This window comes from uncultured Tenacibaculum sp. (assembly GCF_947498805.1).
Taxonomy (GTDB): Bacteria; Bacteroidota; Bacteroidia; order Flavobacteriales; family Flavobacteriaceae; genus Polaribacter.
Window position 1 is genome coordinate 538,930 of sequence record NZ_CANMLT010000001.1, and the last position, 20,823, is coordinate 559,752.

The following is a 20,823-nucleotide window of genomic DNA, read 5'->3' on the forward strand; positions in this document are numbered from 1 at the left end:
GAAAAAGTACATGAAAACTACCCCAAACAAATCAAGCATGTTACAAAGAGTAATGTTGATTATAGGTATATTTTTTACCACACTAATCAATGCCCAGACATATCCAGTTCAGGTAACTCCGCAATTGATACCTCCGTATAGTCTAAAGATTTCAGATTATGCTACGCTTACCAATGAGAAATTATATGTAAACATATTATTAACTGACGTAAATGAAATTGGAAGAAGGGTTCGGTTAAAAATGTATATTGAAGGGCAAGGTTTATCAATTTCAAGCCATGATATGGTTAGAGGAGCGGCTCCTATTTTTGTTGATGGGGGAATTAATTTAAGATTGTCAAATCTTGATTTACAGCCATATTTTGAGTTAAATAACCTTCTCGGAATAACACCCCAACAATACAATAATCCTTTACCAAATGGAGGATATAATTTTTGTTTTGAAGTATATGACTATTTTACCAATAGATTACTATCAGCAAAGAATTGTACAACAGTATTCTTATTACAAAACGACCCACCAATTCTAAACTTACCATTTAGAGATAATATAGTAACGGCAAGTAATCCGCAAAATATTTTATTTACTTGGACGCCACGTCATAGTAATGTAAGCAATGTACAATATGAGTTTACATTAAAAGAAATATGGGATGTTCAAAATCCACAAGCAAACTTTTTAGCTTCAGTACCATTTTATCAAACAACCACGTATAACCCTACATTATTAGTAGGTCCAGATGCACCACAATTGTTATCAGGTAAGATATATGGATGGCAAGTACGAGCATTTGTAAGTGATGGAATAGATGAAACTTCGGTATTTAAAAATGATGGAAGAAGTGAGATATTTTGGTTCAAATATTTACAAGATTGTGCTGCGCCTACTTTTGTAATTTCTCAAGCGCTAACCGCAGAATCTGTTCAAATAAATTGGCAAATTTCAGAACATTTACGCTATCGTATTCAGTATCGTAAAAAGGGATATGGAGATGACGATTGGTTTGAAGTTAATAGCTATACGAATGAAGGAAAAATATACAACTTAGAAGCAGACACAACCTATGAATTTAGAGTAGGAGGAGAATGTACACAATTGTCAGGATTTGCTTATTCGAATATTCAGGAGTTTACTACGCCAACAAATGATGAGGCAGCTTATTATAATTGTGGACTAACCCCAGAAATAAACATTACAAATCAAGAGCCATTACCAAAGCTAGGAGTAAACGAAACGTTTACTGCTGGAGATTTTCCTGTAGTAACAAGAGAGGTAACAGGAAGTAATGGGACATTTAGTGGATGGGGATATATTACGTTACCTTTTTTAGAAAATATTAAAGAAATTATAGATGCAGTAAATATTGCATCTCAATATTTAGGAAATAATAATGAAGAAGAAGATAAGGATAAAAAAGGATTCAAATTAACAGATATTGGTAAGTACACCCGGATTAAAGTAAAATTTAATAATGTTAGTGTTAATAGTAGTTATCAGCTTACACAAGGGGTAGTAGTTACAGAATATGATGCAGAATGGTCTAATATATTAGATGTAGATAATTTACTAGATGATGTTTTTGGAGATGATGGAGGCATTCAAGGATTTGATGGTTCTAATACAGATATTAAAGATATCACAGTTGATGATAACGGAACCATTATAGTTCATCCAGAAAATGGCGAGCCATTCCCAATAGATGTGCAAGTACCAACTGTAATTACAGACAGTGAAGGACAGCAATGGACAGTGGATGAAGATGGAAAGGTTTCAGGTCCAACAAAGCAAGCCGATGGGGGAGTTCCAGATAAGAACAATACGGAAGGAATTAATGGAAGTGGTACAAATAACAGTGTAAAACAAATATCATCTAAAGATGTAGAAGTAACCTTTGCAAGGTCTGGATATTATAGTACTGATTTGCATAATGAAAGTATAAGCTCTAGTAAATATAAAAAGCAATATGAGTTTATAAAAAAGCATGATGACAGCGAATATCCGGTTTTATACAAGTTAATAAGCGATATACCAGAGCATGAAGAAGATGAAATAAAGGCGAATGTAACTTTTGCAAATGGAAAAAGTAAAAAAGACGTTGTTTTTAAAACATTACAAGGAGCAAAAGTAGAAACCTCTTGGGCTAATGATAATACTGCAATCTTAAAGTTAAAACGAAAGTTTGTTTTTGGTAAAGAGGAGATTGTAGCAACAGTAAAACCAAAAGACTCAACAGGTAAATACACGGTTGCAGGTAAATTAAACCTATGGCATGCGCAACAAAGAAATATTAACTTAACACTAGTTTCTGTTGATGGAGCGCCTATTGATAATATTGAGAAAAGGATTAAACAAATTTACAACAAAGCAGGAATTGATTTTAACATTTCTAAAGAAGCGATAAAACTAGATTTAAAAGATTTAGATGTTGGAGATAGTGATATACTTTCACACTATACAGAAGGAGAAAAGAAGATTATTGAAGCCTTTAAAAAAGCACCAGAAATTTCGGTTAAAAAAGATCAATATTATATTTTCTTTTTAAAGAATAGCGTAAAGCTGACGAATGATATTAATGGATTTATGCCATTAAAACGTCAATTCGGATTTGTATTTAAAGAAGACGACGCTGGGCGCATAGCAGCGCATGAAATTGGACATGGTATTTTTGGTTTAAAGCACCCTTGGGATCAGTACGAAACAAAAAGAGGAGCGAGTACCTATTTGATGGATAGCGGAAATACGGGTACTGATTTTAGCCATATGGATTGGCAAAAATTACATGCACCAGGAATTCAATTGTATTGGTTCCAAGGAGATGAGGCAGGTGAATTCTCTCCTTCTGAGTTTATGATTGGATATAATGTAATTCCTGATGCTTTTTCAAACTATATTATTACTGATAAATCAGGGTATTCTTTTGTGTCTAAAGCTGGAAAGTTTATTACAATACCTAAAAATGTAAAAGATGTTACTTTTGGTGGAAATGGAGAACTTGCGGCATTCACATTACCAGAAAACGGAAAGTTAGAAAGGTATGTGGCTGCTCGAAAGGGGGAAAAATTTAGAGGTTTTGTAAAGTCTCTTGATAGTAAAATAGATTGGAAAAAAAGAGTTTATAAAGACAAAATTTCAAATACCTTGGGAGTAGGTGTTAACTTAAAAGTTTATACGGGAAAATTAGTAAAAACAAAGGATTCTTGTGGGATAGATTTATATGAAGGAACATTTAAAAACAATGTAGATAAGAATGAATGGAATAGTGGAGGAAACGGGCTTGTAATATCTAATTCTTACATTGCTTTTTCAAGTATAGCAAACAAGAAACTATTGAAGAAGAAGATTAAATCACCGGAAGCTTGTGATTTATGTACGAAAGGAGAAAAGTTTTATAATGATTATAGCTACCTAGCTAAAAATGATGTAGCAAAACAAGCATTAATAAAAACTGCAAAATTATTATGTGAGAACCCAGCTTTTTATGAAGTGCTTTTAGCTCAAATGCAAAAAGATTTTTCTGAAAACTTAGACAATATTTTTTGGCTATCAGATAAAGCAATTTATAGAAAGGCTAGAAATAAGTTTTGGGAAAGAGAAGATGCTTTTGTATTGTATTATGAAGCTCTAAAAAGAGTTAAAGAAAATATTGAAAAGTTTAATAAAGATTTAAATGTTAATGCTTCTAAAAGAGAGTATTATTCGGCTTTATACTACTTAAATGATAAGTTTATAACATCTTTATCTTACGATCAAAAGAGAGATTTAGTATCGGGAATATTTGAGCATAACCATTTTATCACTGAGAGTGTTTTTGACAGTAAAAGAAGCGATGCTACACTTTTTAGAAAAATATTATCAGGTTTTGAAACTGAAGATTATAAAAAACTTATTAAATACATAATTGATAATAAGTCAAATACAGTTTTTGGTAAAAGTAAGAGAAACGCTTTGTTTGAAATAGCATATGCTTCCGATTTAGTAAAGTTGGGAAGTATGGATGTCTTTACAAAGTTGGAATTATTAGAAGTTCTACTTGATGGTAATTTGACAAACTTTTTTGGAAATAATCAGGATGCAATAATAACGAAAGTTGTAAAGTCAGTTAAAGGTTCTGAAGCTTCAGAATTTTTTAATCAATTGGAAACCTCAGAAAATTATAGTATAGATAATGCGCCTCTTTTGTATAATTTGAAGAAAAAATTATCAGATTTTTTTAATTCTAAAACCCCATATACAGAGTTCTTTAAAGAAATTAAAAGGTTGTCCGATGCTAAGAATAAAATAGATATAGTTGGAAAATTTATACCTAAGGTTAATTTAAAATGGGATGTAGAACAGAAAGACTATGTACTAGTATCATTTGTATCAAATAAAAATGATTTTATTTATAGCTACGATAAAAGTAAACATACTGTTGGGATAAAAAAATGTAAAAATTATTCTTATTCTTTAAATAATAAGACAGGTAATTATAGCAAAACATGTGATGGATGGGAACAATTGTTAGAGGCGGGAAGTTCACCTTTTGAGTTAATAGGTATTACCATTATGAATGATGTATCTCCATTTACAGGGAATTGTAAAGATGGTAAAGGACAAGGGGAGATATGTGGGGAAATGCTGGTAATACCTGCAATTTTTATAGATTACCTAGATAAAAAAGTAGATACACAAAGGTGGAAAAACTTTGGTTGGAATACATTTAATGTAATTATAACAGTTTCTACTTTCGGAGAAGGAGCAGCTGCAATTTCTGCAATAAGAAGCGCTCAGGCAGGGACAAGATTAGCAGTAGCAGGTAAGCACTGGTATACTCTTCTTGATTTTACTTATACAGTAACAGATTTAAGCTTAAAGGTAGCAAATGTAGATATGCCTAAAGAATGGGGGTATGTGGGGTATTTATTTGCAGCTAAAACAAGTTATGATCTATTGCAACAAGGAGGGTTAAAAGGACTGGCCTATTTGAAAAAATCTTCACGAAGTAAGAGAAAAGAAATTGTAGATGAGTTAGGAGTTAAAAAGAAAGGAGAAGATTTAAGTGATGATGATATCGAAGATTTCATTGAGGAAGCAGAAAAGAAAATTCAAAAAGAAGGAACCAAAGAGATAAAGGATGAATATCAAAATGCATTGAAAAATCTAGATAATTTTGATGTATTTAAACAAAGTGTTTTATCTAAAATTGATAAATTCCAAGAATCAAATGAAGTATTTAGAGAATGGGTGAAAAAATTAGATGATAACCCAGAACTTATTAAGAATTTAGATGAGTTAGATGTTGCAGATTTAGAACAGTTTGCTAAAGATTTTGACTTTGGTAGTACTACAATAGCTAATAAATTTATAGGAGATACTGATTTAGTAAAAGCTTGGAGGGTTTTAAAGAGATTTCCAAAAATTAGAGTAAAAGAAGGAAATGTTGAAGTTTTGGCTAAAATTCATAAAAGGTTTCAGTATAATAATGAAGAGTCATTTAAAGGTTTAAATAAACTTTTTAACGAAGGTAGCGAAGTAGCAAGTAAGCAAAAGTTATTGGACGGATTAAAAGAGGTTAATAAGTTGTTTGAAACTAATTTACCTGTTAAGTTTAGTGCTATAAAAAGAGGGAATGTTACTGTTAATTATGATGCTAAAATTGTTGATAGATATGGTAGAGGAGAAGAATTAGCCAGATATGTAGATGGAATATTACAAAAGAAGAAAGTAATACCAGATGGAGATGAGGTAAAAATAGTAAAGGAAGGAGAGACTCCTGATGAAGATTTGCTGAGGAAAGGTGATGAGCTTGGTTATAGAAGAATAGCAGAAGAGTCTAATTTGGCAAACTATACGAAATTAAGAAATCATTTAGGGAATTCAAGAATTAAGCAATATCTGAAAAATAAGGAATTAAGGATATTTGAAAAAACAATTAAAAGAAGTAACCCAAAAGTTCTTGAATTTATGAATAAATTAGATGAATTTGATTTTGCGGAAGTTGTTAGGGGGTATAGAGATTTGAAGAGAAATGAAAAATTAGGAACTTTTGATAAAGCAATAAGTAATATTGAAGATTTTTCAGGCAAATATGGTTGGTTTAGTTATTGGAAATTGACTCCAGGTATGAAGTATTCCTTGACTACTATTGAAGATCTGAAAAATGCCGGTTTATTACTTCCTACAGGTAAAGCAACAGATATTCAATTAGCATCTATTCAGGCTTTTACTAGAAAAGGAGATTTTATTAATGTTCCTATGAGATATAATAAATCTTATTTAGGGGAATATGCAGAAAAAGGATTTATACATGTGAAAGAATGTTTAGAAGAACTAAGAAAAATTTCGTCAAGAAATTATAAAGGAAAGACAGTAGTAAGTGGAAAAACTTTTACTAAATCTGACTTTGAAAGTAAATTTGTAAATGGTACAGGAAAGGATATCACTTATGAAAGTTTTATATCAACTACTACGAAACAATCTGTAGCAGAAGGTTTTACGAAATTAACAGTTAAATGGGCAGGAGAAGGAGAAAAGGTAGCTATTATTCAACGTATTGTTACTAAAGATGGAGTTTATATAGACGATTTATCTGATTGGGGAGCAAATTTAGGACCAAGTAGACATGCTAATGAACCTATTAGTATACAAGTTCAGGATGAAGTATTATTAAGTCCTAGTAAGTTAGAACAAACAGGAGAACCAATTCCTGTAATGGAAAATGGACAGCAAAAGTTAATTCATTTTAACGAAAATGGTGTTGAGAAGACAATGAAAGTCTATTATGTTGATTTTAAACAAATTTAAAAGCATGAAACGTATTAAACCTAACGAAATTTCAGAAAATTTAAGCGAGGAGCAGTTAGAGATTTTAGCAAAAATGGCAAATGAAATACCTGTTTCAAACGAATGGATTGAGTGTTCTAAAAAACTTAATGAAGACCAAAAGAGTTTAGTTTATCGTAAGCGTGGAGAGTTAAGAGAAAGAGAGGAAGAAGAGAGGTTGTTAAAAATGACAGAAGAAGAAAAAATGAAAGAAGATAAAAAGTGGCAGCTATGGTACAGTGATATTGATAGTAATAGTTTTCATGGAAATATGGGACAGCCAGAAACACCTGAAGAATTTAAAAGAAGGTATGGAGTTTGGCCATCTGGACACGAAGAAGAGTGAATTAGTTTAATAGTTAAGTAAACTTGTAATAATTTAAATTAGTTAATTATAGAGATGAAGTTTTTTGATTACATGCTAAAATTTGGTTTCGGAATAGCTCTTGGTTTAGTAATTATTTTTAAAGTAAGTCCTATACTTTTTAATAAAGCTAAAGAATTAAAAGATGAAATATTTGAGGAAGATAAATTGCATTTTTTGTCACTAGAGAGTTTTATACCAAATGATTATGAGGATATAAGATTAAGAGGAGAACTCTCTAAAGGAAAAAGGTTTACTAACATTTATGAAGTATCACAAAACCCTTCTTACAATAACCTTTTAGAGGTTTTATTTAGTAGAGGAATAATTGATAAGAGAGATTTGAAAGGGAAATTGCCCTTTAGTTTAACATCTCAACAGTTAAGTAATTTTGGGTTAATAAAAGTAAAATTCAATAATGAAGATAGGAGCGTAGAAAAGTTAATTATTGATAATAAATATATTATAGGTACGAAACCCTCTACTGCGAGAATATGGTTTATTTATTTCTTAGGAAGTGTAATTTTTCTTTTAGGTATGTCGAGTTTATTGGTAACATTAATAATGTTATACAAAAATGTGATGATTTTTATGAGAACAGAAAAATTACCTGACTTACCAAATACTGTTGAGACTAAAAAAGAAGGGTTAAAGTTTTTAATGAAATGGTTTAGAAAGAACAAATAGGGTTAAGAATAGTTATGGATATTAAAAAGGTATTATTTTGCGTGATTTTGTTTTTGAGTGGAGTTTATTGCTATGCTCAAAAGTATAAAATTACCTATACGGCTTTTGCACAAGCAGAACCTTGTGATCCAGACCCAATCAGAAATTCGTATGATAGAATTTTATTGGAAAATACAAATACCAATCAAGCAGCTGTTTTGGCGTTTGCACATTGTAATGATTTGATAGATGATAGAGTAAATTTTGTAGCGTATGTAAACTTTTTACCAAATGCAATTTCAGAAAGATTATATGCAGAGAATACTAGAGGGGATGTTGTTATAAATGAATACCAAAGGGTTCCTGTAAATTTTGATCATTGTGATTCTAAATCTACTAGATTATCTAAGTTTAATAACACCATAAAAGTTGATATTGAACCTTATACAGAAATTAACCCACAACCAGCAGATAATGCATTGTGTAAAATCACCTTAAACGTTGATGTAAAGGGTTTTGCTCCTGAGGTCTATCGATGGCAGTACTATGATGTTTTAAGCACAGCAGTTGATAAATGGACAGATTTTCCAAACGGCTTTCAAGGGGTAGATACAATAACATTCGGATTAGAAGAATTGTTTGGAAATAGAGCTAATTTATATTACCGCAAGTCAATTCAATTTAGGATGCAACGTTATTGTACTGGTAAAATAACAAACCAAATTAGTTATGTTATGATTGGTTGTTCACCAGGAATAGATAACGTGGTAGAGAAAAGTACCAATTGTAATTATTCTAGTGATGGAGGCTTTACCCTAAACTTTGATAGAGATTTATATGCAAACGAAACAATAGTTATCACACTATATGACCAAAATGATGAGAGTAAATTATATGGACAAGAACATACAAATACGATTATAAATAATGGAAATGGAACTTATAGGTATACTTGGCAAGCAGCCTTAGACAATGGGAGTTATAAAATAAAATTTCAAACACATAATAAAAATGAAGGGATTGCTAGTACGGATCCTTCATGGAATAGCTTAGATTTCTATGAAAATATCGTAATAGGTAGTCCTAAAAACGTGAGCTATTCTGTAACAGGAATGTCTGATCAAACCTGTTTCTCAGAAAAAGATGGATACATAGACTTAAATGCAGATGGAGAAAATGGAAGAACGTATTTATATCAATTGAGAAGAAATGGAGTTTTACAATACTTTAATGGAAGTAACTGGACAAATTATACGGGAAGTAATGAAAATACTGAAACATGGTTTGGCTTTACTAGTGGAAAAGACACTAGAATTAGAAAATTGAATAAAGGAAAGTATAGAGTAAAAGTAAGAGATTCGAAAGGGTGTTTTGCTAGATAAATTTAAAATGAGAAAGAAACGATTTAAAGTACTATTATCCCTAGCAGTGTTTTTTTATACGGGTTGGGTATTGGGGCAAAAAGAATATGCATATATGGTCGAAACCAAAATAACGGGCTATTTACATGCGAATAATAATTCTTTAAGTATTGGTACTGATAAAGGAAGTGTTGGAGGAACCAATTATATGGCTACTTTTTCTACACAAGGCAAAACGTATTACGATTTTTTTTATTTACAAGATGATTTTAACAAGGTAACTATTAATGTTAATAATTATGCTATCAGATTAAGAACATTTCCAGATTGTACTTACGAAAGAAAACGAGAAATAAATAGAGCAGATTTTGGGAACTTGTATTTGAATTTCAGTGGGTGTAGTTTTTCCCAACAATTATATTCTTTGCATACATATGATGACGAGAATGCCAAGAATAATGGAGTTTGTTTGGACAATAGTGTAACATTAAAATTCGGATATCACTGGAGATATAAATTGGAAGGAGGGAGTTGGACTGATTTCCCTGCGGAATATAATAATAGAATTATAACAACATTTAATTTTAAAGATTTATTAGCTAAAACAGGGGTAGATGTAGATAATTTATCAGCAAAAACAGTAAAGTTTCAAACAGGGTTTAATAACCAATATACCAATATTGTTACTTATAGTATTATTGCTTGTGCACCAAAATTGGTTGAAGATCCTTCCGTAAAAAATACAACATGTTACTATGATAGTGATGGTAAGTTTTCTTTAAAAGTCGATAGAGACTTGGTAAATAATGAACGACTCTTAGTTTCAATATTCTTTGAGTCTGCTCCTAATATTTATTCTTTTTATAAACAGGCAGAATCAAGTAGTTTACAATCTGATGGATTGGGTAACTTTATCTATAATTATGAAGGAAATCTCGCACCAGGAAATTATAAAGTTAAATATCAAGGATATTTAGGTACAGGAATGATTGATAAAGATGACCCTTCATGGACACAATTGGCTTTCTCAAATCCATTTACTATAGGGACGCCAACAAATGTTTCCTTTTCTATTGTAAATACAGCTAATGAAAGTTGTTTTAAAGCTAATAATGGATATATAGATATTCATGCAGATGGAGAAGATGGAAGAACTTATTTATATCAACTTAAAAAGGATGGAATAGTCCAATTTTTTAATGGAACTAGCTGGGTAAATTATACAGGGAGTAATGAAAAAACTGAAACATGGTTTGCTTTTACAAATGGAAAAAACACTAGGGTAAGTAAGTTAAATAAAGGAAAATATCAAATAAAAGTTAAGGACTCACAAGAGTGTTTTGCTAGGTAAGTTTAAAATGAAAAAGAAGTTTGTAATCATATTAATTTTAAGCAGTTTTTCTGCATTAGGACAAGAGTATAGTCTTTGGTATACAACAAGAGATTATCAAGGTACTTCAAGTAAGACATATACAGTTACGTATACTACCAAAGATAATGTTCAAACAAGGAACCCAGAGTCAAAAATACACCCCTTTGGTGTATCGAAATTACCTTTGAAAATAAGTGTTAATGATAATTTATATACCTCCGGAAGTTTTGTTTTTTTAATTTGTTCATTTTCAGAATTTCAAGAGGTTAACAAATATGAATATCTAACAGCCGGTTATAATAGTCCAACTATTGAGTTATGTATTAAAAACATGACTAAAACGCCATCAGAATTAAATACATATTCTTTCTTTTCCATCTTATTACCACATTATGTGCAACCAACGGATACCAAAAGATCCATTAATGATTTATTGTTTAAAACAACTCAGAATAGTTTTGCAGATCCAATAATAAAAGTTCCAGAAATTATTTGGAAATATAATTATAACAATAAAGGATTTGTTGATTTTCCTGAGGAAATAAGACATAATTTTCCAATGAAATCTACTATCGGAGAAATATTAAAGAATGAGACGATAGAAGTTGGTAAGAGTATAAAAATTAAAGCTGTGTTGGATAATACCAATTTGATTTCTTTTAGACAACCAGCTTTTAATCCACCAGTGATTAGATTACCAATTATTTCTACCGAAATATTTAATTTTAATATTATTTCTGCATCACCAGAATTGAACGCTATAGAATCAAAAGAAACATCATGCTTTTATAATTCTGATGGTAGTTTTGTTTTAAATTTAAAAAGAGATTTGTACCCCAACGAAAAACTAGCAATTATCGTTTATGAACAAAATATACTTTCTGGTAATTTTGATATTATAAAGACCCAAAACTTAGATATTAAATCTTTAGAAAAAGTTAGTGAAACAAGTTATAAGTATGAATGGACTAAAACTTTATCAAAAGGGACGTATAAAGTAAAATACCAAACAGGAGAAAAAGGAACGCCTATAGACCCTAATGATATTTCTTGGTCTAGTTTAATTCCTACGGATTTAACAATTGGTTCACCAGAAAAAGTTAGTTTTTCTATTATTGGAGCTTCTGATCAAAAATGTTTTAGTGTAAACGATGGTTATATTGATGTTAAAGCAAATGGTGAAGATGGTAGAACTTATTTATATCAACTTGAAAAGGATGGAGTTGTGCAATTTTTTAATGGAAGTAGCTGGGCAAATTATACGGGAAGCAATGAAAATACAGAGACTTGGTTTGCCTTTACAAGTGGGAAAAACACAAGGGTAAGTAAGTTAAATAAAGGAAAATATAAAATAAAAGTTAAGGACTCACAAGAGTGTTTTGCTAGGTAAAAGAAAAAGAATATTGTTAATGATACAATTGAAGAGTAAAGTACGAAAGGTACTTTTGAGCATGGGAATATTGTTGGTACAAGGAGTTTTTGGACAACAAATAGATTTTGAAAATATAGGAAGAGGAAAGCCATTTAAGGTAAGTGGTAATATTGCTGCGAATTCGGTATTTTATTCGTCAAATCAAAATTCAGCTAGAGCACCATTCACCTATTTTTTACAAGGAGGATTGAATTTTAGTATATATGAATTTTCAATTCCAGTAAGTTATAGTTTTTCAAATCAAGGAGAAGATCTAGAATATCAATTACCATTTAGTTTTAACCGTTTAAGTTTACATCCTAAATACAAATGGGTTCAAGCACATATTGGAGATGTAAATATGAGCTTTTCTCCTTACACCTTAGCAGGACATCAGTTTACAGGAGCAGGAGTAGACTTAACACCAAAAGGAGCAATTACCTTTTCAGCTATGTATGGTCGATTATTAAAAGCTACTGAAGATACGGGTGATGATAGAACGCAACCTGCTTTTAAACGTATGGGATATGGAGCAAAGATTGGATTTAAAAAAGAGAAATATAATATTGAAGTTATTGGTTTTTATGCCAAAGATGAAATAAATTCAATAAATACAATTCCTGAAGACAAAAATATCTTACCTAAAGAAAACCTTGTACTTAGTATGTCTGGTTCTGTAACCGTAATGGAAGGATTACGATTTAAAGGAGAATATGCATCCACTGCAATTACACAAGATTTAAGAGCGCAAGAAGTAGGACATAGTAGCGGAGTAGCAGGTTTATTATTTAATAATAGAGCCTCTACGGAGTTTTACAAAGCTTTTAAGACAGAAATGGAGTATAGCTTTGATAAATATCGTTTTGGGGTGGGATATGAGCGTATAGATCCAGGGTACCAGACTCTTGGAGCTTATTTCTTTAACAACGATTTTGAAAATATTACTTTAAATGCAAATACTGTATTGTTTGATAACAAGTTAAACTTAGCGTTTAATATAGGGTATCAAAGAGACGATTTAGCAAATCAAAAGGAAACGAGTACTAGTAGAACCGTTGGGAGTGTAAATGCTACATATACATTAAGTAAAAAAGTGAATATAACGGGGGGGTATTCAAATTTCACAACGTTTACCAATAATAGATTAGATCAGTTTGACAATATCAACGATGATAACTTACTAGATAACCAAGCAGAACTATTTGATTATAAGCAACTTTCTCAAAATGCAAATGTTAATGTAGCTTATATACTAGAAAGTAGTAAAAGTAGAAGGCAAAATTTAAATGTGAATTATGCATTGGCTACTGTGGCAAATGAAGAAAATGGAATCGTAAGGATTGGAAACGGATCTACGTTCCATAACTTTAATACCTCATATACCTTAGGGCTACCAAATAAAAAAATGAATATTACTTCAGCAATCAATACTACATACAATACCATTGGTAGAGAAGAAGCATATACATGGGGTCCTACAGTATCGGTTAATAAGAAGTTTTTTAAAGATAAATTGAATACCACTTTTAGTACTTCTTATAATCAAAATAACAGTGAACAAACACAGGCAAGTGCAACAAATTTTAGATTCAATGCAAATTATGTATATAAAGAAAAGCATAATTTTAATTTAAATGCAATCCAATTATTTAGAAGTAATACATCTCGAAATACACAAGATTTAACAGTAACATTTGGGTATAATTATGGATTTGATTTATCTGCTAAGAAGAATAAAAGAGAGAAAGCAAAGAAAGACAAGTTTACAATAGTCTATAAAGAGCATACTTTTATAGGTGAACCAAATGAAATAACTCCAGAGATTTTTATAGTTACGAAGCAGAAGAAGTATGCTGAGATTAAAGAAGTAGCCGAGGTTGCTGAGGAAATAAATACAATGGAACAGGAGTTAAAAGATGCAGAATTAAAATCAAAATCAAAGTATAAAAAAACAGCATTAAAATACTTAGAGTTTGTAGATAAGAATCAAAACTATTTAGATACTTATTATGAACTAGCTTTTGCAGGATTGAAGAAACTATATAGAGATGCAAAAAGAATAGAGTGGAATGTAGAAAACAAATACAATAAAGCAGTGTCTATTTATAACAATTCTGATAGAAAAGAAAACATAAAGTTGAAGCAATTTTTGGCTAAAAGAAAAAGAGCCTATGAGGCGAATAAGTTTATGTTAAAAGAGTTAGAGGGACTTAAGTATGATCATTTAAAGCAAAAAGAAGGTTTATTACATACTTTTAAAAAACAACATTTAAACACAATCTTTAAAATGTTGAATGAAGGAAAAACCAGAGCAGAGATTGCCATCTATATCGAATTAGGGTTTGCAAAGTTATATCATGCAAAAACGCCTAAGTAGTAGCTTTGAATTTTATTATACTTAATAGGCTTTTAAATAAACCCAATGATTGTTTTCTCGAGAGAATGAAGAGTTTTCATGAATAATGTCTAACTGACCATTTTCCATAAAATAAGCCTTGAATTCAACTGTTCCGATAGTATCATAAGGCTTTCCTTTGGAAGCGTTTAAAACTTCTAATTTTAGCCATTGTACCGATTTAGTCCACGCTAAAATTTCTTTTTTCTCTCTCTTTTTAGGACGAGTAGAGGAGTGATGACTTTTTTGAAGATACTCAATATTAGCAAGAACAAAAGCACTATACCTTGAACGCATTAATTGTTCGGCTGTTAGAACATTGTCGATGTTGGTATGTGCTATTTTGCAACAATCAGCATACTTTTTATTTGGATTGCATGGACATTGCATGATTATTAGTTTAAAGGTTCAATATTTTCTTTAATTCTATAGCATCGTTCTTCTCCAAGATAAAGTGGATTTCCATGTTTTTCAGACCAAAAGCCATCCAATATATCTTTAGTTAAACATTGATAAACAACAACACCTTTATAGGTTTTCTCATCTTCTCCTGTATAGAAAAAATTAATAACCAAAATGTTGTTTTTGAAAAAGCCATGACCATACTGTTCTTGGTTGTTATTAATAATCCATTTCGCTTGAATTCTGTTATTTGAATCCAACGTTAAACTCAACTTACCACGGTAAGCAACATCACTTTCATTTTGATTACTTCCAATAAGAGTATATTCACCAACTAAGTCTTGTATTGTCATTTCTAGAATAAAAGGACAAAATTACAATATTTCTACGCTTTTATTAACTATGAAATCATAGATAGATATACAGAAGCAAAAGAATCTTTTCCCTTTTTAGTCAAAGAAGATTGAATCATAGAGAAAAGTAATTTAATGTAATAAGTCGATTTTACGGTGTTTTGATCTAAATCATCTTCATAAAAAACAGCATAATCTATAATCCAAGAATTGAAAATGATTAACAATCCGTGAATTTTCTTTCTAAGTAGCTTATCATCATTGGTAGGATGCATGTATTCATTTTCCATTAAGAAAATAGCTATTCTATATATAACAGAATGATACACTTTAGAACGTTCAATAGTTTTGGCTTTGATATTAGGGTATCGGGTAATAATATCATAACTGTTTAATAGAAAAAAACGATACTTAAAAGTTAAGTCCATTAACTGTTTTAAACTTTGAAGCATAAAATCAAACTCAAAAATTTCTCCCTCTAAATTTTCAAGACTTTCATCCATTTCATCTAGGAAATTTTGATGAAGACGAAGAACAATATCATCTTTTTTTGGAAAGTGGTAACATAAATTTCCATAACTAATGCCCATTTCTTCACTAATAGTTTTGCTGGAAATATTCATGTAGCCCTCTTTATTAAAGAGATTTAAGGCTGCCTCTAATATTCGATCTTTTGTGTTCATAAAATCAAAATTAGGCATTTTTGCCTATTGTATGAAATTTATCTATATATTTGTCTAGGCATTTTTGCCTAATTAAATAAAAAGAATATGAACTCAGAAGCAATAACCATGAATATTGGAGGTTCGTTTTTAGTAAAAAATGAATCCTTAGATAACTTTTATACGACCGAATTGAAAACAGAAGAATCAATTATGATTCAAGAATCGGCAACTCAATTTTTAGAAACAGAAATTGAACCTAATATAGAGGTGTTAGAATCGATAGCTGGAATAGATAAAACACCTGAACTACTTAAGAAGTGTGGAGATTTGGGTTTTTTAAGTTTAGAGGTTTCTGAGGAGTATAATGGTGTTAATCTATCATTAAAAGATGTACTTCATTTTGTAGAATCGATGAGTAAAGGACATTCATTTGGCGGGGCTTTAGGTGTACAAACGAGTATTGGTATTGCACCTGTTTTGTTATATGGAAGTGATTTCCTAAAGGAACAGTATATTCCAAAAATGACGGATGGTACCTTTATTTCAGCATTTGCCTTAACAGAACCAAATGCAGGAAGTGATGCCAATGCAGGTAAAACAAAAGCGGTAATAAATAACGATGGTAATTATGTTATCAACGGACAAAAAGCTTGGATATCAAATGCAGGAATCGCGAATATGTTCATTGTTTTTGCTAAAATAGAAGACGATAAGAATTTATCTGCATTTGTAGTCGATCGAACTTTTGGAGGAATTAGTTTTGGTCCTGAAGAAAAGAAAATGGGATTGTCTGGTTGGAGTACAAGACAAGTGTTTTTTGAAAATACCATTGTGCCTTCAACACATTTACTAGGGGAACGAAACAAAGGTCTTAAAATAGCGCTAAATACTTTAAATACAGGTAGAATTAAGCTAGCGGCATCTTGTATAGGAATTGGTAAATTGGCTTTAGAACATTCAGTTGATTACGCTATAGAAAGAGAACAATTTGGTAAATCAATTCTTGAGTTTGGAGCTATGAAAGATAAGATAGCTAAAATGACTAGTAAGATATTTACCAATGAGGCTATTGTTTATAGGGTGGCAAATGCTATTGATGAAAATTGTGAAGTACTGTCACAAACCATGTCGTTTTCTGAAGCAAAAATAGAAGCCCTAAAAGAGTTTAGTATAGAATGTGCAATAGCCAAGGTTTACGGATCAGAAGCGCAAGATTATATTGTAGATGAAAGTGTTCAAATATATGGAGGAATGGGATTCTCGGCAGAATCACCTGTAGAAAGATTGTATAGAGGAGCTCGTATTAGTAGAATTTTTGAAGGAACTAATGAAATTAACAGATTAGTTATTATCAAAGAATTCTTAAAAAAAGGAATGAAAGGAGAAATAGATTTCTTTACACCATATACCCAATTGATGTCTGAACTTTCAGAACCTGTAGCTACTTTTTCAGAAGATACTATTGAAAGATATGAACAATTGGTTGTTAACTTAAGAAACTTGTCTGTAATTACTACAGGAGTTTGTGCACAACAATACATGACGCAGTTGGCTGAAGAGCAGGAAATAGCCATGCATATTTCAGATATGTTAATTACAATTTACGCCTTGGAAAGTGTTGTACTTCGTATTAAAAAATTAAAAGAAGTAGGGAAATATGATAGTATTATTCATGATTCTTTATTAAAAACCATTGGTTTTGATTGCTTCAATGCAATGGAAAATACCATTAAAAACTTATTAGCTTGTTTTGATAAAGAGGAAGATGCTACGATCATAAAACAAGCACTTGAAAAATATGCACATTTACCACATAGTAATGTAAAAGAGGCGCGCAGAACAATATGTTCATTTATTAAAGAATCGAAAGGAGTATATAATTTAAGCAAGTAAGGTATATGTATACTGAAGAGAATTTCTATTTTGATTATTCCCACGAGGTAATTCAAAACATACAAAAAGAAATTAGGCTAAAATATGGAGTACTAAATACAAATGAATACGCTATTAAAGCTTATGAGTATGTAAGAGATACTTGGGAATATTATCCATATCATTTTAGCTTAAATGAAGAAGATTGGAAAGCATCGAGTTTGGCAAAACGTAAGACAGGACACTGTCTAGAAAAGGCTACAATTTTAATAGCTTTATTAAGAGCTAAAAACATTCCAAGTCGATTAGGATTGGCTAAGGTTAAAAACCATTTAGCTGTAGACAAGATTGTTGAAACTTTGCAAAGTGATGAATTAGTTCCTCATGGATATGTTGAGGTCTATTTACATGGTAAATGGGTCAAGGCAACTCCCGCTTTTAATAAAACTCTTTGTGATTTTTTAGGAGTGAATGTTTTAGATTTCGATGGAAAAGTAGATTCTATTTTTCATGAATACGATAGTAATGAAAAGCATAAGTTTATGGAATATTTAGACGACTATGGAACATTTAATGAAGTTCCATTGGACTATATGTTTGAATTAATGAAAGAACATTACCCCATAGTAAATCAAAGAAAAATTGAAAAGGGAGAAGTTTTAGACTTATCTAAGTTATAATTAAGAAGGGTTTCATTGTATAAATGAAACCTTTTTCATTTTTAAGAGCAACTGCATTTTGCTTAACTTAGCAGCATGCAAGAATTTATAGATTATATAAAAGGATTTATCGATTTAAAAGAAGAAACCGCTCAACATATTTTAAGTGTAGCTAAGGAAGAATCTTTTGAAAAAGGAGGGCAAATTCTAAACATTGGAAAAACATGTAAGCATTTGTATTTTCTAAAAGAGGGAAGTGTTCGAAGTTTTATGTATCAAAAAGGAAAAGACATAACACACTGGGTTTATGGAGACAAATCTCTATTTACTTCTTGGGGAAGTTATGTTATGCAAAACCCTTCTAATGAATATTTAGAAGCCATAGATGAATGTAAGGTAATTGCGATTTCATATGATAATTGGCAATTATTATATAAAGAACATCCGGAGTTAGAACGATTTGGACGTTTAATGATGGAGCAGGAGCTAGCAATCATTGATGAATTTTATAAAGGATACTATTTTTTATCTGCCAAAGAGAAATATGAGTTATTAATAAGTGCTTATCCTCGAATTACACAGATTGCAAACTTAGGACATATTGCATCTATGCTAGGAATAAGTCAAGAAACACTTAGTAGAATTAGAGTAAAATAAAAGGGCCTTTTCATTAAAGAAAAAGCCCTAGCGTGAAAAGAGTGGGGGTTATTACCCTTCATTATTCACATGAAAAGAATCTTTGGTTTAAAAAACTCTTACTACGTTAAATCCAAAGGAAATATCTCCCTTTCCCCAATCTCCCTGCGCTTTAGTTAAAAAGGCACTATCGTTACTTCCTCGTGCGTTTGAGAATAATAATTGAAACACATGTCCACCTGTTTCAATATCAATACCCAACGTAAGAGGGTTGTTATAAACAGAGTTGCTATTTTTATTAAAGTTATAAGCGTAATCTAGGTTAATACTCATACGCTTACTAACCTTTAAACGCCCTCCAACTCCCATTAAAAACTGATTGTGATTTCTTGCTTTTGTTGCATTTAAGTCTTGTAAGTTTTGGCGAACAAAAGAAGGAGCAAGTTCTAATGAGAAATTCTTAGAAACCCTACGAGAAGCTAAAAGTTGAAAAGTATAACTCATTCGGTCACCAAATCTTAAATTTGGATAGTTCTTCTTTTTTAATTCTGAATTAATATCTGCACTAGCATATCCCACTAAGTTTAAAGGAAACTTATTTGATTGTTTGGCAATCCTAACCTTAGCTGTTCCTGAGTATGTTTTTTCGAAACTATCTCTACTTAATCCTAATTGAATCCCATCCCAAAAACTGTATAGTAATTGAATTTTTGTATTGGCTTGATCTAATCCGAAAAATTCATCAATACCATCTTTTAAAGACCCGAATCGGTGTGCAACAACTAAATATAAGTCACCTTTGTCGGCAATTTTTGTTGATTGCAAATTTCCTATTTGCATTGCTTTAAAAGCAGGTAAATCAAATTGTTTTGTATGCTTAGTTTCATTGTCTAGTTCATCTAATAAATCATCTTGAGCACTTATACTTAGTGATAAAAAAAGAAGGATGAATAAAAAGTTTATTTTAGTATGCATTGATTTAATTTTATTTCGTCTAGTAAATCATCGTATCCAATGACACGACCTTTTATTGTTATTTTTTGATTTAAGTTTAATGTTGTGATTTTATCAGGAGTTTTAAACTGACAGAATATTTGGTTATTTAAGGTAACCCCTTTACTATCTAGTCCTGTAATTTCTCCTCTTAGTTCTACCACTTTTGAATTCCATTCATTAAAATTGGTACTGGCGATTTCTAAAAAATCAGCAGATGCTCCAGTATAGTTTGAATCCAGCTCTTCAATTGTTTTATGAGGTTTATACGCGTAAGTATATGCTCCGTATATAGCGACAACAAGAAGTAGTCCTATGAGGATGAGTTTATTTTTTTTCAACCAATTCATAATTTATAGTAACAATTATTTTATCAGCAATTTTCTTTCGAACAATGCTTGGTATTTTAATATTAAAATCTTGTGGTTTAACTGTGAAGCTACATGAAAGCTTAATGGTATTGTTTTGAAAAAGAACCTTGGCGGTAGTGTTAATTTCTTTCTTTTTTCCTCTTACCGTTAGTATTCCATTTAAAGGAAATTCTTGTTGATCTTTCATTCTTTCTATGGAAAAATCACTTAGTTTTCCTCTAAAGGTAGCTTTTGAGTACTTATCAGAATCCATGTAATTTTCATTAAAATGCTCTTGCATCAAGGCTACTTTAAATTGAAAAGCATTTACAAAAAGTTGCACAGCAATATCACCAGTAGCTACTTTTAAAATAGAAGTAGAACTATGGTTTGTAGCTTCAACTGGTTCAAAAGCCTCTACTGAAGCTTTGAAATGAGTTGTACCAGTTCTTGTAAAGTATTTTTGCGCGGCAATTGATTGTGAAATCAATAGTACTGCTAATATGATTAATTTTTTCATTA

General features: G+C 30.9%; 16 protein-coding genes. 10 read left to right on the forward strand and 6 right to left on the reverse strand.

The window, feature by feature from the left end; genetic code table 11:
• The first annotated feature begins 37 nt into the window (after nt 1–37).
• From Q0873_RS02695 to Q0873_RS02725, 7 genes are read left to right on the forward strand one after another with little or no spacing between them, the layout of a single operon-like run.
• Nucleotides 38–6,784 (forward strand): fibronectin type III domain-containing protein, encoded by a 6,747-nt coding sequence (locus Q0873_RS02695; RefSeq protein WP_299104234.1) that lies wholly within the window; start codon nt 38–40, stop codon nt 6,782–6,784.
• Between the two features lie 4 nt (nt 6,785–6,788).
• Entirely contained in the window at nt 6,789–7,148 is a 360-nt protein-coding gene (locus Q0873_RS02700) for a hypothetical protein (protein WP_299104235.1), read from the forward strand.
• A 54-nt stretch (nt 7,149–7,202) separates the two neighbouring features.
• Complete coding sequence (locus tag Q0873_RS02705) at nt 7,203–7,853, forward strand: hypothetical protein (RefSeq protein ID WP_299104236.1); 651 nt, start codon at nt 7,203–7,205, stop codon at nt 7,851–7,853.
• Between the two features lie 14 nt (nt 7,854–7,867).
• Nucleotides 7,868–9,214 (forward strand): hypothetical protein, encoded by a 1,347-nt coding sequence (locus Q0873_RS02710; protein ID WP_299104237.1) that lies wholly within the window; start codon nt 7,868–7,870, stop codon nt 9,212–9,214.
• Between the two features lie 7 nt (nt 9,215–9,221).
• Complete coding sequence (locus tag Q0873_RS02715) at nt 9,222–10,544, forward strand: hypothetical protein (RefSeq protein ID WP_299104238.1); 1,323 nt, start codon at nt 9,222–9,224, stop codon at nt 10,542–10,544.
• A 7-nt stretch (nt 10,545–10,551) separates the two neighbouring features.
• On the forward strand, nt 10,552–11,955 hold the full coding sequence (locus Q0873_RS02720) for a hypothetical protein (RefSeq protein ID WP_299104240.1): 1,404 nt from the start codon (nt 10,552–10,554) through the stop codon (nt 11,953–11,955).
• A 19-nt stretch (nt 11,956–11,974) separates the two neighbouring features.
• Nucleotides 11,975–14,353, forward strand: coding sequence for a hypothetical protein (locus tag Q0873_RS02725; protein WP_299104241.1), 2,379 nt, complete (start codon nt 11,975–11,977; stop codon nt 14,351–14,353).
• 21 nt (nt 14,354–14,374) lie between these two features.
• Here Q0873_RS02725 and Q0873_RS02730 read toward each other — a convergent pair whose 3' ends face one another.
• Genes Q0873_RS02730 through Q0873_RS02740 form a run of 3 tightly spaced genes read right to left on the reverse strand, consistent with a single transcriptional unit; the run spans nt 14,375 to nt 15,809 of the window.
• Nucleotides 14,375–14,761, reverse strand: a complete 387-nt coding sequence (locus Q0873_RS02730) for a YchJ family metal-binding protein (protein ID WP_299104242.1) — start codon at nt 14,759–14,761, stop codon at nt 14,375–14,377.
• A 5-nt stretch (nt 14,762–14,766) separates the two neighbouring features.
• Complete coding sequence (locus Q0873_RS02735) at nt 14,767–15,126, reverse strand: hypothetical protein (protein ID WP_299104243.1); 360 nt, start codon at nt 15,124–15,126, stop codon at nt 14,767–14,769.
• Nucleotides 15,127–15,173: 47 nt separating this feature from the next.
• Nucleotides 15,174–15,809, reverse strand: coding sequence for a TetR/AcrR family transcriptional regulator (locus Q0873_RS02740; protein WP_299104244.1), 636 nt, complete (start codon nt 15,807–15,809; stop codon nt 15,174–15,176).
• Between the two features lie 87 nt (nt 15,810–15,896).
• Here Q0873_RS02740 and Q0873_RS02745 point away from each other — a divergent pair, with 87 nt between their 5' ends.
• From Q0873_RS02745 to Q0873_RS02755, 3 genes are all read left to right on the forward strand, one after another.
• Entirely contained in the window at nt 15,897–17,684 is a 1,788-nt protein-coding gene (locus tag Q0873_RS02745; RefSeq protein WP_299104245.1) for an acyl-CoA dehydrogenase family protein, read from the forward strand.
• A gap of 5 nt (nt 17,685–17,689) precedes the next feature.
• Nucleotides 17,690–18,343, forward strand: a complete 654-nt coding sequence (locus Q0873_RS02750) for a transglutaminase family protein (RefSeq protein WP_299104246.1) — start codon at nt 17,690–17,692, stop codon at nt 18,341–18,343.
• 75 nt (nt 18,344–18,418) lie between these two features.
• Nucleotides 18,419–18,979, forward strand: a complete 561-nt coding sequence (locus Q0873_RS02755) for a Crp/Fnr family transcriptional regulator (RefSeq protein WP_299104247.1) — start codon at nt 18,419–18,421, stop codon at nt 18,977–18,979.
• Between the two features lie 87 nt (nt 18,980–19,066).
• Here Q0873_RS02755 and Q0873_RS02760 read toward each other — a convergent pair whose 3' ends face one another.
• From Q0873_RS02760 to Q0873_RS02770, 3 genes are read right to left on the reverse strand one after another with little or no spacing between them, the layout of a single operon-like run.
• A complete protein-coding gene (locus Q0873_RS02760) occupies nt 19,067–19,933 on the reverse strand; it encodes a DUF5777 family beta-barrel protein (RefSeq protein WP_299104248.1) in 867 nt (288 codons plus the stop codon).
• Entirely contained in the window at nt 19,918–20,301 is a 384-nt protein-coding gene (locus Q0873_RS02765) for a hypothetical protein (RefSeq protein ID WP_299104249.1), read from the reverse strand. The genes Q0873_RS02760 and Q0873_RS02765 overlap by 16 nt, the downstream gene beginning before the upstream one ends.
• Complete coding sequence (locus tag Q0873_RS02770; RefSeq protein ID WP_299104250.1) at nt 20,279–20,821, reverse strand: YceI family protein; 543 nt, start codon at nt 20,819–20,821, stop codon at nt 20,279–20,281. The genes Q0873_RS02765 and Q0873_RS02770 overlap by 23 nt, the downstream gene beginning before the upstream one ends.
• Between the last annotated feature and the right edge of the window lie 2 nt (nt 20,822–20,823).